This window comes from Roseinatronobacter sp. (assembly GCF_051859525.1).
GTDB lineage: Bacteria > Pseudomonadota > Alphaproteobacteria > Rhodobacterales > Rhodobacteraceae > Roseinatronobacter.
On the sequence record NZ_JBHYFM010000006.1, the window covers coordinates 78153 to 94176 of the forward strand.

At 60.7% G+C, this 16024-nt stretch carries 16 protein-coding genes; 9 read left to right on the top strand and 7 right to left on the bottom strand.

Features of this window, described 5'->3' with window-relative positions:
• Positions 1-61: 61 nt before the first annotated feature.
• Positions 62-3037: a hypothetical protein gene (locus tag ACTIE1_RS07525; RefSeq protein ID WP_439560604.1), complete on the top strand. Its 2976-nt coding sequence runs from the start codon at positions 62-64 to the stop codon at positions 3035-3037.
• Between the two features lie 69 nt (positions 3038-3106).
• Positions 3107-3706: an inner membrane-spanning protein YciB gene (locus tag ACTIE1_RS07530; protein ID WP_439560605.1), complete on the top strand. Its 600-nt coding sequence runs from the start codon at positions 3107-3109 to the stop codon at positions 3704-3706.
• Positions 3707-3765: 59 nt separating this feature from the next.
• Here the strand turns inward: ACTIE1_RS07530 and ACTIE1_RS07535 are convergent, their stop codons facing one another.
• The 6 genes from ACTIE1_RS07535 to ACTIE1_RS07560 form a co-directional block, all read right to left on the bottom strand.
• Positions 3766-4467: a glutathione S-transferase N-terminal domain-containing protein gene (locus tag ACTIE1_RS07535; protein WP_439560606.1), complete on the bottom strand. Its 702-nt coding sequence runs from the start codon at positions 4465-4467 to the stop codon at positions 3766-3768.
• Between the two features lie 121 nt (positions 4468-4588).
• Complete coding sequence (locus tag ACTIE1_RS07540; protein ID WP_439560607.1) at positions 4589-5377, bottom strand: FAD binding domain-containing protein; 789 nt, start codon at positions 5375-5377, stop codon at positions 4589-4591.
• A 13-nt stretch (positions 5378-5390) separates the two neighbouring features.
• The gene (locus ACTIE1_RS07545) at positions 5391-7763 is read right to left on the bottom strand and encodes a xanthine dehydrogenase family protein molybdopterin-binding subunit (RefSeq protein ID WP_439563323.1); all 2373 of its coding nucleotides are present in this window, start codon (positions 7761-7763) and stop codon (positions 5391-5393) included.
• A 56-nt stretch (positions 7764-7819) separates the two neighbouring features.
• On the bottom strand, positions 7820-8305 hold the full coding sequence (locus ACTIE1_RS07550; RefSeq protein ID WP_439560609.1) for a (2Fe-2S)-binding protein: 486 nt from the start codon (positions 8303-8305) through the stop codon (positions 7820-7822).
• A gap of 71 nt (positions 8306-8376) precedes the next feature.
• A complete protein-coding gene (locus ACTIE1_RS07555) occupies positions 8377-9390 on the bottom strand; it encodes a molybdopterin-binding protein (RefSeq protein WP_439560610.1) in 1014 nt (337 codons plus the stop codon).
• A complete protein-coding gene (locus ACTIE1_RS07560) occupies positions 9387-10376 on the bottom strand; it encodes an XdhC family protein (RefSeq protein ID WP_439560611.1) in 990 nt (329 codons plus the stop codon). The genes ACTIE1_RS07555 and ACTIE1_RS07560 overlap by 4 nt, the downstream gene beginning before the upstream one ends.
• 163 nt (positions 10377-10539) lie before the next feature.
• Here ACTIE1_RS07560 and ACTIE1_RS07565 point away from each other — a divergent pair, with 163 nt between their 5' ends.
• Entirely contained in the window at positions 10540-11289 is a 750-nt protein-coding gene (locus tag ACTIE1_RS07565; protein ID WP_439560612.1) for a glycerophosphodiester phosphodiesterase, read from the top strand.
• Positions 11290-11296: 7 nt separating this feature from the next.
• Here ACTIE1_RS07565 and trhA read toward each other — a convergent pair whose 3' ends face one another.
• Positions 11297-11992 (bottom strand): PAQR family membrane homeostasis protein TrhA, encoded by a 696-nt coding sequence (gene trhA, locus ACTIE1_RS07570; protein WP_439560613.1) that lies wholly within the window; start codon positions 11990-11992, stop codon positions 11297-11299.
• A 138-nt stretch (positions 11993-12130) separates the two neighbouring features.
• Here trhA and ACTIE1_RS07575 point away from each other — a divergent pair, with 138 nt between their 5' ends.
• The 6 genes from ACTIE1_RS07575 to ACTIE1_RS07600 all read left to right on the top strand — a co-directional run bounded on the left by ACTIE1_RS07575 (position 12131) and on the right by ACTIE1_RS07600 (position 16014).
• Positions 12131-12742: a ribonuclease D gene (locus tag ACTIE1_RS07575; protein ID WP_439560614.1), complete on the top strand. Its 612-nt coding sequence runs from the start codon at positions 12131-12133 to the stop codon at positions 12740-12742.
• 64 nt (positions 12743-12806) lie between these two features.
• On the top strand, positions 12807-13397 hold the full coding sequence (locus tag ACTIE1_RS07580; RefSeq protein ID WP_439563324.1) for a hypothetical protein: 591 nt from the start codon (positions 12807-12809) through the stop codon (positions 13395-13397).
• A 67-nt stretch (positions 13398-13464) separates the two neighbouring features.
• Positions 13465-13914: an LptA/OstA family protein gene (locus tag ACTIE1_RS07585; RefSeq protein ID WP_439563325.1), complete on the top strand. Its 450-nt coding sequence runs from the start codon at positions 13465-13467 to the stop codon at positions 13912-13914.
• A gap of 34 nt (positions 13915-13948) precedes the next feature.
• Positions 13949-14707 carry an LPS export ABC transporter ATP-binding protein gene (gene lptB / locus ACTIE1_RS07590; RefSeq protein ID WP_439561174.1) on the top strand — a complete coding sequence of 253 codons (759 nt, stop codon included), beginning with the start codon at positions 13949-13951 and terminating at the stop codon, positions 14705-14707.
• A 201-nt stretch (positions 14708-14908) separates the two neighbouring features.
• Positions 14909-15478 (top strand): ribosome hibernation-promoting factor, HPF/YfiA family, encoded by a 570-nt coding sequence (gene hpf, locus ACTIE1_RS07595; RefSeq protein WP_439560617.1) that lies wholly within the window; start codon positions 14909-14911, stop codon positions 15476-15478.
• Positions 15479-15549: 71 nt separating this feature from the next.
• Complete coding sequence (locus ACTIE1_RS07600; protein ID WP_439560618.1) at positions 15550-16014, top strand: PTS sugar transporter subunit IIA; 465 nt, start codon at positions 15550-15552, stop codon at positions 16012-16014.
• The last annotated feature ends 10 nt before the right edge of the window (positions 16015-16024 follow it).

The window sequence follows — 16024 nt, forward strand, 5'->3', positions numbered from 1 at the left end:
CCGCACCTGATCGCGGAAATGAGACTCCCTTCACACCTGAATCATGTGCTAAAGGCGCAATATGAAAACGAATTTCGCTCTTGGCATTACTGAATCCGGTGTCACGCTGTGGCAACGCGGGGATCGTGGTTGGCTGCGTGTCGGTGCGGTCGCGCTTGACCATGACGATATGAATACCGCGGTGGGGGAGCTTGTTGCAAAAGCCGGAAAACTGGCGGGCAAGGACAAGATCCTGACGCAGCTGGTGATTCCGGATGACCAGATCCTGTATACCCGCATTTCCGCGCCCGGCCCCGGCGAAGACGCGCAACGCAACCAGATCCGCAAGGCGCTGGAAGGTCGCACGCCCTTTCCCGTGGAGGAACTGGATTTTGACTGGACCGGCGCGGGTCCGGATGTGGATGTCGCGGTCGTTGCACGCGAAACCCTGATCGAGGCCGAGGATTTTGCCAAAGCGCAGAACCTGAACCCAGTTTGCTTTGTTGCGGCCCCCGCAAATGGCGCCTTCAATCACGCGCCCTTTTTTGGCAGCAGCCGGATTGTGCGCAGCATTCTGGGCGATCCCGCCAAATTGATCCGCGACCGCGAAATCCTGCGCGAAACCGGCGTTGCGCAGTTGCCGTCGGCGACGCCGAAGGCTGCGGCGCCCGCCCCTGCGCCAAAATCCGAACCTGTCGCAGATGCAAAGCCTGCGAAACAGGCACCGGCCGCTGGCGTCACGGACAGCAAAACGAGTGGGTCAGCGGCAAAAGCGCCCGAAGTTGCGCCCAAATCCGGCCAAAGCGCCGGAAAGGACGGCGAAACAGCCCAAACCGCAGATAAGAAATCGGGTCCGCCGGTGGACGAAACGGCCGCTGTTTCGACTGTCGATACTTCTTCGTCTGCGACTTCCGCAGGTTTCAAAAGCCGCCGCGCCACGGAATTGCAGCAAGCGGGCCTTGCCGCATTGGCGCGTGAAAATGCCAAGGACGATACCAGCCTGACAGGCCAGAAAGGCAAGCTTGCGGGCCTTGGGTCGGCCGGACCTGCGGCAGAGGCGTCTAAACCACCCCAAGGATTGCGCGCAACATATGCAAGCGCCAATGCACGCATCTCGGCGGGGCTGGGGCAGCTTCGTTCGCGGCTGAAGGGCACGAACGCCAAACCCGCGTCAGACAAACCCATCTTGGGCAAACCCGCGCCGGTTGCCGCACCGTCAGACGCGGTGGTTTCACAAAACGCCAACAACACATCGACGCCAGCCACCGCAACACAAACGACGGGCCAGCGCAAAACACCAAGCGCGAAGCCGCAAACCGCGCCGCCGCCAGCAGCCAAGAAACCCGCATCTGCGGACAAGGTCGCGCCTAAACCTGCCGCGCCGGCCACAGCCAGCCCCAAGGCCGCGCCTGCCGCAACGGTATCCGGACGGAAAACACCGTTGGAAACCTTGCGCAGTATCGGTCAGACACCGCCCGAGGGCAGCCGGACATCCGAGCGAGAGGCAGAACGCCTGACAGTGTTCGGCGCGCGCGGCAATGCGGCACCGCAGACAGGGGGCGGGCTGAAACCACGGCTGTTGATCGGCGGCGGGGTCATCATGATCCTTGCAGCCGCAGCGGTATGGGCGTTTTATTTTGCGCGCCCTGCTCCACCCGAAATACCCGTAACACTCGCGCCGCCACCCGAAGCAGCCATTGACACGCCGACCCAGCTGGATGGCATGACCGACACCGCCGAAGCCGACGCGATAGAAGCCGCGCTTGGCGTAGAGGACGTGGCCGAACGCGGACCCGAAGCAGACGCAACCGCGTCTGACGACAGTTTGACGGCAGTCCCCGCCGCAGGGGACCCTGACCAGATCGAAACCAGCACCGCCCCCAGCGTCGAAATGGACCAAGGGCGCATAGCGGGACTTCGTTCATCGGCATTGATCATGCCGCAGGATCTGTCAGCCGCGCCGTCAAGTCCTGACGCCCCCGCCCCCTTCGATGCGCAATCCTTGCCACCACTGCGCAGCGAAGTGTTGGCACAAGAAGCCCAACAGGATGATGCGCCTGTAGATGCGCCTGTCGGGGACCCCGAACCGCAGGTTGCCGCTGACGCGCAGCTTCTGCCCGCGGGCGAAGAGGCGCTGGAAATCGACGTAACATCCGGTCGCCCGACCACCGCGCCGCCGGAAAAACCGGTCCGCTTCACCCTGCCGGAATCACCTGCGCCAGAGACGACAGAAGAAACCGACACAGTGGCGCCCGCGTCCTTGCAACCAGACACGGAAGGCACGACTGCGCCCGTCACTGCCGAAACCGCGGACCAGCCCACAGACCTTGCGACAGATCAGACGCCCGCGCCTTCAAGCCCCCCTTCGGCTGACGAAAGCGATCTGGAAATCGTTGTGACGCCGGGCACACCGCCCGCAGTCCCGCCCGGACGTCCGGAAGGTTTGCTGCCGGACGCCGACCAGACACAGGGGCAGGCACTGCCCGAGGATGATGACACGATCCAGCAGGCCGCAGATGCTGATGCCCCCCCCGCAGCGGGCGGGCTGGCCCTTAATGCGTTGCGCCCTGCAACGCGCCCCAGCGACCTGACGGCGCGCGCAGAAGCAATTCTTGAAGCCCAGACCCCGCGACTGGAAAATGCGACAGAACAGGCTGTTGCGGCGTCACTGCGCCCGACAGACCGGCCCAGTCAATTCGCGTCAACAGTCCAACGTGCCCTTAGCGCGTCCACAGCGGCCGCCCCCGCAACCCAAAGCGCGCCACAAGCGCCGGTCCAGACGGCCAGTGCAGCAGCGGCGCAACCCAGCATTCCAAGTTCCGCCTCGGTCTCTCGCGAGGCGACGCAGACGCGCGCCATCAATCTGCGGCAGGTCAATTTGATCGGGGTGATGGGCACATCGTCAAACCGGCGCGCGCTTGTGCGTATGTCGAACGGGCGCGTTGTCACAGTGCGCGTGGGCGAAACACTGGACGGCGGGCAGGTCACCGCAATTGGCGAGACCGAGTTGCGCTATAACCGCCGCGGACGCGATGTCGTGTTGCGCATTGCATCCTGACCCTGTGTCCGCGATAACCCTTTCGAACAGTGCCGCATAATGCGCCGCGCCTGAACACAGGAAATACACATGTCCGAAAAGCAGGTTTCGCCCGCAATCAAACTCGCATTGGAATTCGGTCCGGTTTTCGCGTTTTTCGTGGGCTACATTACCACGCGGGGCCAAAGCTATGACATTGGCGGCACGGAATATGACGCCTTCATCCTGATGACCGCCGCATTCATTCCGGTGATGGGGCTGGCCACATTCGTGTTGTGGAAATTGTCCGGCCGCCTCAGCCGGTTACAGCTGGTTACGCTGATCATGGTGGTGGTGTTTGGCGGGCTGACTGTGTGGCTGAATGATGAGCGTTTCTTTAAGATGAAGCCCACAGCCGTTTATTCGATTTTCGCCATCCTGTTGGGCATCGGTCTGGCGCGCGGTCAAAGCTGGCTTGAACTGGTCATGGAAGGCGCCTTGCCCCTGACGCATGACGGCTGGATCGTGCTGACAAAACGGCTGGCGATCATGTTTGCTGCCATGGCGCTGGCCAATGAACTGGTCTGGCGCAGCATGTCGACGGATGCGTGGGTCAATTTCCGAACCTTCGTCCTGCCTTTCGCGCTATTTGTATTCTTCATGGCGCAGGCCAAGGTGTTCGAGCGCTACAAGCCGGCATCCGAGAAGTGAAGTAACGCGCGACAACAGGACCGGCACATTTGCTGTGCCGGACCAGCCGGTTGGCCGCGTCAGTCGCGTTTGCCAAACAGGATTTTCTGCGCGTCACGGTCCTTTTGCAAATTCGCGCGGTGCTCCTCGCCCAGGGAACGGCCCTTTTGAACGGCGGCACGTTGCCCGACCACGTCCAGCCAGCGTGCCAGATGGGGCTTGTCGGACAGATCCTGTTCCTGCCCTTCCCATAGCGTGGCCCATGGCCAGATCGCCATATCCGCGATGGAATAGAAACTGCCCGCAACATAGTCGTTTTCCGCCAGCTGCCGGTCCAGCACCCCATACAGGCGCGTGACTTCATTGCGGTAGCGGTCCTTGGCATAGGGCAAATCCTGTGCCGGTTCCAGCGATGGCGCGTATTTCAGGAAATGATGCGCCTGCCCTGCCATTGGCCCGACACCGCCCATTTGCCACATCAGCCACTGGTCCACAGCCACGCGGTCGCGTTCGGTTTCGCCATAAAACTGACCGGTCTTGCGCGCCAGATATTGCAAGATCGCGCCGGATTCAAAAACCGAGATTGGCGTGCCATCCGGCCCATCGGGATCAACAATCGCGGGCATGCGGTTATTGGGCGCAATTTTCAGGAAATCGGGTTTGAACTGGTCGCCTGCGCCAATATTCACGAAATGGACATCATAGGGCAGGCCCATTTCTTCCAATGCGATGGAAATCTTCCAGCCGTTGGGGGTGGGCCAGTAATGCAACGCGATGGTCATGTATGCTCCTGTCATAAGTTATTGCTGCACAAGCTAAGCATTCTGCGTCGAATGCCAAGCGCCAAACGCAAAAAAGGGGGCGCGCACGCCCCCCTTCATTTTCGCACAGGTCGCGTGGATGTCAGCCCGCGGCCATGACCGCGCGGCGTGTCATCACGCCCACCAGATGCGCGCGGTATTCAGGGCTACCGTGCAAGTCAGCGATCATCTCATCCGCAGGGCAGGACAGGCCCGCAACCGCATCCGCGCTGAAGCTGGACGACAGCGCCGCTTCCGCCTCGGCCCAGCGGAACACGCCGTTTTCGGATGCGCCGGTCACGGCAACCCGCACGCCCGATGCGTATTTCGCCACGAACACCCCCGTCAGTGCAAAACGCGATGCGGGTTGCAGGAATTTCGCATAGGCGGATTTTTCAGGGATCGGAAAACGCACGGCTGTGATGATTTCACCTTCTTCAAGGGCCGTGGTGAACATACCTTGAAAATAGTCATCCGCCGCAATTTCGCGCGTGTTGGTGACGATGGTCGCGCCCGTGCCCAAGGCCGCCGCCGGATAGCAGGCAGACGGGTCGTTATTGGCCAGACTGCCGCCGATTGTGCCGCGATTGCGCACCGCCGGATCACCGATCTGGCCCGCAAGTGCCGCAAGGCCCGGAAAATCCGCCGCCGCCTGTTCGGCCACAGTCGCATGGGTGGTGGCCGCGCCGATGGTCAAGGTGTCGCCGTCGCGCGACACCCCCTTGAGTTCGGCAATACCCGTCAGGCTGACCAGCGTTTCGGGCGCGTTCAACCGTGCCTTCATCGACGGTATCAGCGTCTGCCCCCCCGACAGGGGTTGCGCTTCGTCATTGGCGAGCGCGGCAACGGCTTCGGCCACACTCGACGGTTTGACCAGTTCGAAATTATACATGGCTTATGCTCCCTTAGCCGTTGATCGCCGCCCAGACGCGCGCAGGCGTCAGGGGCATATCGATATGGGTGACATGGGTGTGGCCCGCGCGGTGCAGGGCGTCGATTGCCGCATTGACCACCGCAGGCGGTGATCCGATCGCGCCCGCCTCGCCGCAGCCTTTTACGCCCAGCGGGTTATGCGTGCAGGGCGTGATGCAGCTATGGTCCACGGTGAAACCGCGCACATCATCCGCGCGGGGCATGGCGTAATCCATGAAGCTGCCGGACAGAAGCTGCCCCTGATCGTCATAGGCGCAGTTTTCCAGCAGCGCCTGCCCGATCCCTTGCGCAAGGCCGCCATGCACCTGCCCTTCGACAATCATCGGGTTCACGATATTGCCGAAATCATCGGCAGCAATGAACCGCAGGATGTCGATCTTGCCAGTCTCTGGGTCCAGTTCAATCTCGCAGCCATAGGCGCCGGACGGGTAGGTAAAGTTCGACGGATCATAGAACGCCGTTTCTTCCAGCCCCGGTTCCAGATCTTCCAGCGGGTAGTTATGGGGCACATAGGCTGCCAGTGTCACACCGGACCAATCCACCGACTTGTCGGTGCCCGCCACGCTGAACTTGCCGTCCTTCAGCTCGATATCTTCGGGGGCCGCTTCCAGCAGATGGGCCGCGATTTTCTTGGCCTTGTCGATGATCTTGTTCGTGGCCTTCACAATCGCGGACCCGCCCACCGCAAGGCTGCGCGACCCGTAGGTGCCCATGCCCATCGGTGTGTTGGACGTGTCGCCATGGTGAATTTCAATGCTGTTTGCATCCACCCCGATCATGTCGGCCACCACTTGAGCAAAGCTGGTTTCATGCCCCTGCCCGTGGCTGTGGCTGCCGGTATAGACGCTGATGGACCCTGTCGCATTCACCCGCACAGACGCGGATTCATAAAGGCCCGCCCGCGCGCCCAACTGGCCCACAAGGTTGGATGGCGCAATGCCACACGCCTCGATGTAATGGGCAATGCCAAAGCCGCGCAACTTGCCGTTCTTGGCGCTTTCCGCGCGCCGCGCCTCAAAGCCCGCATAGTCCGACAATTCCAGCATCTTGTCCATTGTGGCGTCATAATTGCCCGTGTCATAGACCACCGCAACGGGCGTCTGATACGGGAACTGGTCGGCCTTGATGAAGTTCTTGCGCCGGAGTTCAATCGGGTCCACGCCCAATTCACGCGCGGCCTTGTCCACCAGCCGTTCAATCTGGAACGTGGCTTCTGGCCGCCCTGCCCCGCGATAGGCATCGACTGGCACCGTGTTGGTGAACACGGCCTTGACGTTGACGTAAATCAGCGGTGTGCGGTAATTGCCCGCCATCAAGGTGCCGTGCAGCCATGTGGGAATGGAGGGCGCGAAAGTGGACAGATACGCGCCCATATTCGCATAGGTTTCGGTGCGCAGCGCGGTGAAATTATTGTCCGCATCCAGCGCCAGTTCGATCTTTGTCTTATGGTCACGGCCGTGTGCGTCGGAAATAAACGCCTCGGACCGGGATGATGTCCACTTGACGGGCCGTTTCAGAACTTTGGCGGCATAGGTGCAGAACGCTTCTTCGGCATAGTGATAGATTTTCGACCCGAAACCGCCGCCCACATCAGGGGCCACCACGCGCAGCTTGTGTTCGGGGATATTCAGCACAAACGCACCCATCAGCAGCCGGATGACATGCGGGTTCTGGCTGGTGGTATAGAGCGTATGACTGTCGCCCCAGGGGTCATAATCCCCCACCGCAACACGCGGTTCCATCGGGTTGGCGACAAGGCGGTTATTGGTCAATTCCAGCGACACGACATGCGCGGCACTCTCGAACGCCGCATTCACCGCGTCCTTGTTGTCCTCGACAAAGCCCCAGTCATAGCACAGGTTGCTTGTCAGCTCGTCATGCACTTTGGGCGCACCATCGGCCAGCGCGGCTTTCATGTCGATCACCGGCTCCAGCGGCTCGATATCAACTTCTATCGCTTCGGCCGCATCGCGTGCCTGTTCATAGGTTTCTGCGACCACAGCGCAGATCGGGTCGCCCACATGGCGCACCTTGCCTTCGGCCAGAATGGGGTGTTTGGGTTCCTGCATCACCTGCCCGAAACGGTCCGTCACCTGCCAGCCGCAGGGAATACCGCCCGCGCTTTCGAAATCGGCCGATGTGAAAACCTTCAGCACACCGTCCATCGCTTCGGCGGCAGATGTGTCAATGCCCCTGATACGCCCATGCGCCACGTCCGAGCGCAGGAAATGCACGAAACTTTGCCCGCGCAGGTTAATGTCATCGGTATACTTGCCGTTCCCTGTCAGAAACCGCACATCCTCGCGCCGCTTGGTGCTGGCGCCAATGCCGTCATCTTTGGGCATTTCTTCCTCCTCAAGAAATCTGGTGGCGGCGCATGCGTGACATGCACCAAATGGATTTATTCAGCGGCCAATGCGTCTGCATCCTGCCCCGATGCGGCCATCACGGCGCGCACGATGTTCTGATATCCGGTGCAGCGGCAGATATTGCCTTCCAGATAGTGGCGCACCTCTTCCTCGGTTGGGGTGGGGTTTTCTGCCAGCAATGCGGCAGTGGACATGACCATACCGGGGGTGCAGAAACCGCATTGCAGCCCGTGGTAATCCTGAAACGCCTGCTGGATCTTGCCCAGACTGCCATCAGGGTTTGCCATCCCTTCAACTGTTGTCACCTCGGCCCCGTCCAGATCGGCGGCGAAGGCGGTGCAGGATTTCACGGCCTTGCCGTCCACCAGCACCACGCAGGCCCCGCACTGGCTGGTATCGCAGCCGACATGCGTGCCCGTCAGGCCCAGCAGGTCGCGCAGATAGCCGGACAGCAATGTGCGCCCTTCCGTATCTGCGGACATTTGCCGGCCGTTTACTGTCATTGTTACCTTGGTCATATGGCTCCTCCCGATCATAGCTTGGCGTAGTTAAACACGAATTCCTTGCATCCGCATATGCCACCTTAGGCTTAGTCAATCGCGGGCATCTCGCCATGGCGGCGCGGGCGCGGGCGGGTCGGAATCTCCTTCAACAACCCGCCCACACCCATGCCCATAATGTCGGCGGCACCTACGTCCAGCCCGCAAATTATGCGCTCCAGCACCCAGTCAGCGCCGTTCAGGGCAGGGCTTTTTGCGCAACCGGGCAGGCCGATAACCGGACGCGCGCCCAACTGTCCCACAAACAACAGATTGCCCGGATCAACCGGCATTCCGAAATGAGCCACCTTGCCGCCCGCGCGGCGCAACGCTTCGGGTGCCGTGTCATACAGGTCCGATGTCGCCGAGCCTGTCAGCACCAGCAGCAGATCACCGCCTGCCTGCGCCAATGCCTGCGCCAGCGGCGCGATATCATGGGCAACCATCCCCCCCCCGTCCAGCGTCACGCCCAGACGGTTCAGCCGCGCCTTGGTCGCGGCATGGCCCTTGCGACCATCTGCGGACGGGTCCACCCGTGTCTGGATCAGGCTTGCCGATTTCAGAACCGGCGGCAGAATACGCAACGCGCCCTGCCCCGCAGCGCAGGCCCGCGCCACAGCGGCACGCGCCACACCATAGGAAATGATCTTGACCGTGGCGACCATGCCACCGGGGTCAAGGCGCATGAAATCCGGCAATGTCGCGCAGGTGATCGCGGCGTCAATCGCATTCAGCGCATTGACCTGCGCCCCCGCAACGCGCAGCACGCCAGCGCCCGCAGCCACAATATTGACACGCCCGGTGCCCACAGGTTTCAGCACCAGCCCGCAGGCGTCCGGGTCAGGGACCAATGCCTGTGCCAATGCAAGGGCGGCCGCATCTTCGCCAAGGTCATCGGGGTCCAGTCGTGCAACTGTCACCATGTCCAGCCCTGCCGCGCGCAAGATATTCACATCCTTGCCGGTCAACTGTGTCCCCTTGCGCAAGCGCCCGTCAGGCAGGGGGACGGAATGCGCAAGAATGGCCCCTTCGGCCAGTGATACCGGAACAGGGCCGAATTTCATGCCCGCGCGCCCCGCAGCGCCAAGGTGATCTGCGCAAGGGTTGCCACGGCGATTTCCGCAGGCGTTCCCGCCCCGATATTCAGCCCCACCGGCGCATGAATCCGCGCCAGCTGCGCGTCATCCAGACCGGCGGCGCGCAGCCTCTCCAACCGTTTTGCATGGGTGCGCGTGGATCCCAGACACCCCAGATAAAACACATCCGATTGCAATGCCGCAATGATGGCCGGATCATCCAGTTTGGAATCATGGGTCAGGGTGACAACCGCACTGCGCGCATCCAGCCCGATTGCGGCCAAGGCATCATCAGGCCAGTCATGGGAAATGGTTTCATCCGGAAAGCGCGCTTGCGCGCCAAAGGCTTCGCGTGGGTCCACCAGCACCGGATCATACCCCGCCAGCCGCGCCATGGGCAGCAGCGCCTGCGCAATATGCACCGCGCCCACAACCACCAGCCGCAGGGGGGGATTGTGCAGCGTGACCATCTGGCCCGCCTCATTCAGGCCCGACTTGTCGGCCCGAAACAGCGCCGCAAGTTTGCTGTCATTTGGCCCCGCAAGCCAGCGCGCCCATGTCGTCAAATCCGTGATACATGCGACCGCGCGGCGGGTGGCGCGGGCCGCGACGATATCGGCCAGCATGGCGGGCGGCAGCGCGGGCGCAGTCCCGCCAACGGGTTCCACCAATATGCGGATGGTGCCCCCGCAAGCCAGCCCCACCTCGAACGCTGTGTCATCGCTGACGCCGAATTCCAGAATGCGCGGTGTGCCCTCGCGCAGGGCGTCAAGTGCGTCCATCACGACCGCGCCTTCAACACAGCCACCGGATACGGACCCCATGATTTCGCCATCGCCGGAAATTGCCAGCTGGCTGCCCGCCTGACGCGGGGCAGACCCCCATGTCTGGATCACGGTTGCCAGCGCGGCCCCGCGCCCGTCCTTATGCCAACCAAGCGCGATTTCGGGAATCTGGTCGTGGCGATAGGTCATGAGTGTGGCCCCGTTTGCTGCAATACCGCGACACCATTGCATTGAAGATGTCGCTTGGCAAATCTGTCCTTTAGGATAGGGGGCAGGCAAATATCCCGATTTTCCGGCAATCCAGCGCACAGGACCACTCGACACTGCGGCCGAAACACGCACAATGCGCCTTATGGCAAGATTAAGTTCCCATCCGTTTCTGACCAGTCCCGGCGCGCGCTATATCGCCCATCGCGGCGGCGCGCTGGAGGCCGAGGAAAACACCATGCCCGCCTTCCGGCGCGCTGTGGGTTTGGGTTTCACGCATATTGAGCTGGACGTGCATGCCACGCGCGATGGTGTCGTCGTGGTTCATCACGATGCCGATCTGCACCGTATGTTCGCCGATTCGCGCCAGATCGCCGCAACCCCTTGGGCAGACGTGCAACACCTGCGCACAGCAAAAGGCGCATCTGTGCCCCGACTGGACGACCTGCTGGAAGAATTCCCCGATCTGTTCATCGCGATCGAGGCGAAATCGCTGGATGTCGTTGCCCCGCTTGCACAGGTGATCACGCGCATGAACGCCTTGGAACGGGTCTGTATCGGCGCGTTCGATCCGGCCCGCACCCGTCAGGCGCGCGCGCTGCTGGGGCCTGATCTGTTATGGTCGCCCGCACATATGCAGGTTGCGCGGCTTTGGGCCGCAGGATGGGGCGTGCCGTTCCCTCTGGACGATTTCGCGGTCGTTCAGGTTCCGCAGAACTGGCGCGGTATTCCACTGGTCACGCCGCGGTTTGTGCGCGCTGCCCATGCGCGCGGCATTCATGTTCAGGTCTGGACGGTGAACGAGACGCAGACCATGCAAACCTTGCTGGATTGGGGCGTTGACGGGGTCATGACAGACAGGCCCCAAGTGTTGCAGACTCTGGCCATGCCCTAGCGGCGCCTCAGGGCACAGCCGCCCCGCGTATGATCAGCACCATCACTGCTGCATAAAACAGGAAGGACGCTGCAAGTACAAAAACATGCCAGATGGCGTAATGAAACAGCAGCCGCGTTGACAGATAGAACCCGACGCCAAGCGTATAAACCACCCCGCCCGCGATGATCAGCACGACCGTGGCGAAAGGCAGCGTTGCCAACATTTGCGGCAGGATCAGGACACCAACCCAACCCATTCCCAGATACAGCGCCAAAGCCGCCCAGCGAAACCGTTCGGGCGACAGGCATTTCAGTGCCACCCCACAAAACGCCGCCCCCCAAAGCCCCGCCATGAACCAAAGCCCCTGCCCCGGTATCAGGGTGAAGGGCGTGTAGGTGCCCGCAATCTTGATATAAATTGCGGAATGGTCCAGCCGCCGGAACAGCCAGTTCAGGCCCGCATCCGGTGTCAGGTTATACAATGCCGATGCGCTGATCATCGCCAGAAACGCCAGCCCGTATATGGACACCGCGACAAACGCCCAAGGTTGCGCGGCATCATGGCTGAACAGCAGGGCCGCACCAATAATCAGGGGAACGGCCACCAATGCCCCAACAACACCCAACACATGAACCGCGGCATCAAATCGCTGTTCTGCGCGGGTATATCCGTTGGTGCTGCGCAGCAGCGCATGTCGGGCCTGATGTATCATATTGCCCATAATACAGCGCCGGAGTGTTGCACAAAGCACTATTCACCCCGAACCAACATGACCTTGCGGCAGCCTTGTTCCGTCATATGTCTTGATTTCCGCGCCATTCCCGCCTAGCCCCGCACAAAGCACGCATGGAAAGCCCTGATGACTGTTCACTTGTATCACCACGACCTGCCTGATGATCTGACCCTTGGTCCCGTAGTTGCCATTGATTGCGAATCAATGGGGCTGAACCCGCATCGCGACCGCCTGTGCGTAGTCCAGTTGTCGGATGGAAACGGGCATGCCCATCTGGTGCAAGTTGCGCATGATATTCAGCCGGCCCCCAATCTGGCGCGTTTGCTGACAGACCCCGACACATTGAAGCTGTTTCATTTCGGACGGTTCGACATTGCGCTTTTGCGGCACAGCTACGGGGTGACGACCGCGCCGGTATATTGCACCAAGATCGCGTCCAAACTTGTGCGCACCTATACGGACCGTCACGGGTTGAAGAACCTTCTGACCGAATTGCTGGGCGTGGATATTTCCAAGCAGCAGCAAAGCTCGGATTGGGGGGCGGCGCGGCTGACGCAGGCGCAGCAGGATTATGCCGCATCCGATGTGCTGTATCTGCACCGCCTGCGCGAGGTGCTGGACACGATGCTGGAACGCGAAGGGCGCAGTGATCTGGCTCAACGCTGTTTCGATTTCTTGCCCACGCGCGCGGAACTGGACCTGTCGGGTTGGCCGGATACGGATATTTTCGCGCATTAAGGCGAATTCTTGCATAAGGGTTGTCCCGACAATGTTGCAAAACCCCAGAACATGGCGTTCCAGCATGTCCCTGACTGTGCGTCTGGTGCTGCCATTCGGGGCATTGGTTTTGTTGTCGATGATCTTTCTTGCCTCGCGCAGCGTAGATCCCAGTCAGGCTGTGGCGCTGGCCGAGCTTGACATAGAGGAACTGACCCGCGAGCCACGGATCGGCACGGCGCGCTTTGCGACTGTCACCACCGACGACATGGCGGTTGTGATCGATGCGAAAACCGTGCGTTCCCCTGCAAACCCGCAACCGGGTGACCCTGTGCGCCTGATGCTGGAAGACCCTGATGGTGTTGCGGAATTCGGCATTGACAGTCAGGTTCTGTTCCGGTCGGATCATGGGCAACTGGACCAGATGACCAACCTGCTGACCATGACAGGCGCGGTGCAGCTGCAAGATGAAAACGGCTATGTCGTGAATATGGAAATGCTGGAAGCCTTCATGGACAGGTCCCGACTGGAAGGGACAGGTGGCATTCACGGGCATGGCCCCCCCGGCGAAATCACGTCGCAATCACTGACAATTACACCACTGCAAAGCGGTGAAAACGGTTATCTGCTTGATTTCATCGGTGATGTCAGGCTTCTATACATCCCGACAGAGTGAAGGAGCAGGCATAGTGCAACAACACAGGATACTGGCTTTCGTCCTAGGGGTTGGACTTGCCCTGACCATGCATACCGGACAGCTGCTTGCGCAGGGAACCGGCCTGAATTTTTCGGGGTTACAAAACGTGCGTGGCCTGCCAGTCGAAATTACGTCGGACAACCTGCAAGTCAACAACCAGACGGGCGAGACAATATTTACCGGCAATGCCGTTCTGGGTCAGGGCGATATGCGGCTGGCGGCGCCCGAAATCAGGATCATTTACGACGCCGCAGGCGACAACCGCATCGAACGGCTGGAAGCCTATGGCGGGGTTACGCTGGTGACCGCAGAAGAAGCCGCAGAAGGCGAAACCGCCGTTTATGAGGTGGCTGCGGGAACAGTGCGCATGCAAGGTTCGGTCCTGTTGACGCAGGGGCCGAATATCCTGTCCGGTGACCGGCTTTTCGTGGATCTGGAAACGGAACAGGGCCGCATGGAAGGGCGCGTGCGCACCCTGATCCAGACCAACCCCTGATGCCTGAATGAGTGTTGAACCGAAATCTGCTGATATGGCGTCCCCTTTGGCTGCTGCGCCAGACAAGGGCAAGATGCTTGAAATAACCCATCTTCAGAAACGCTATGGCAAGCGCGTCATCATCAAGGACGTTTCGCTGACCTTGCGCCCTGGCGAGGTGGTGGCCTTGCTTGGCCCGAACGGCTGCGGCAAGACCACCTGTTTCTATTGCATCGCCGGTATCGTGAAGCACGAAGGCGGCGCGGTCCATATTGACGGGCAGAACGCGACCGGCCTGCCCCTGTTCCGGCGCGCGCGTCTGGGGCTGGGGTATCTGCCGCAGGAAATGTCAATCTTCCGCGGGCTGAGTGTTGCACAGAACATCATGTCAGTGCTTGAACTGCGAGAGGCCGACTCTCGGCGGCGGCGCGACCGGCTGGAAGATTTGTTGCAGGAATTTTCCATCGAGCATCTGCGCGACCAGCCTGCGCTTGCGTTGTCGGGCGGGGAACGGCGGCGGGCGGAAATCGCGCGTGCGCTGGCTGCAAACCCGCGCTATGTGCTGCTGGACGAACCCTTCGCCGGGGTTGACCCGATTGCCGTGGGCGAGATTCGCGCCCTTGTCGCTGATCTGAAAACGCGGGGTCTGGGCGTGTTGATCACCGACCACAATGTCCGCGAGACGCTGGCAATCGTCGACCGCGCCTATATCCTGCATGATGGCGGCGTGTTGAAAAGCGGCACCCCCGAAGAAGTTGTGGCCGATGAAGACGTGCGTCGCGTCTATCTGGGGTCCGAGTTCAGACTGGACTGAATGCGGCCTGCCGCCGGTCGCGGGGACATGTTGTGCGAAAGCATTGACAAGTCACCCTGATTAAGCGCCAAATGGGGAAAACAGGCAATCCGCCGCGAACGGGCACTGGCGAAATCCCATTCCCGTTCATGGTGCGAAAAGCGCGTAGATTACCCCGCGGGACAGGCCCGCCTGCCCCGCTATTTCAGCAAGGAGAGGCGCATGCGCTATCAGATTAGTGGCAGACATATTGAGATCGGAGAGGCCCTTCAAACCCATGTGAAGGCGGAATTGGGCGAGTTGGTCGAGAAATACCAGCAGCGGCCCACCGAAGCAGTTGTCGTATTTTCCAAGGATGCCCATCTGTTTGTATGCGAAGCAACATTTCATCTGTCCACCGGATTGACAGCACAAGCAAAAGCGCAAGCAACTGAAATTTATGCCGCTTTTGAGGCGTGCCGCGAAAAGCTGGACAAGCAGCTGCGTCGTTACAAGCGCCGCTTGAAGGACCACCACCGCGATCGCACAAGTCCGGTTGAATTTGCCGGCGCACCCTCGTATATCCTCGCTTCAGATGAAGACGAAGGCGCGGTCGAAGCCGACTCGCTTCAACCGATTATCATTGCCGAGATGGAAACACGCATTCCATCTTGTTCCGCAGGGGAAGCCGTTATGCAGATGGAATTGTCGCATACCAACGTATTGGTGTTTCACAATGAACGGCATGGCGGGCTGAATGTCGTTTACCGCCGCGAAGACGGCAATATCGGCTGGATCGACCCCCAGAATTAACCCCCAGTTTCCGTAAACACCGCGCCTGACAACGGTGTCGGGCGCGGCTTTATTTTGACGGAGCAAGACCGATGGACATGTCGACCCTGCTATCACCTGGTGCCGTTCGTGCGCTTGGGTCCACCACCAGCAAGAAGCGCCTATTGCAGACTCTGGGCGATGTTGCCAAATCTGTTTACGGAATAGATGCCGATCTGGCGATCGAGGCCTTGCAGGAACGCGAAAGTCTGGGGCCGACCGGCGTTGGCCATGGTGTCGCCCTGCCCCATGCCCGCCTTGAAGGGCTGGACCGTGTGGTCGGGGTTTTCCTGCGCCTTGGAAAACCGCTTGATTACGCATCCGTTGACAAGGTGCCGGTCGATCTGGTCTTTGCGCTGTTCGCGCCACGATCAGCCGGGGTGGAACACCTGAAGGCGCTGGCCTTCGTGTCGCGCACCTTGCGCAACCCCGATATATGCAACCAGTTGCGTTCAAATGACGACACGTCGAAACTGTTTGAAATCCTGAACAGTGACAAGTCAATCAAAGCCGCATAGGCCGCGCCGA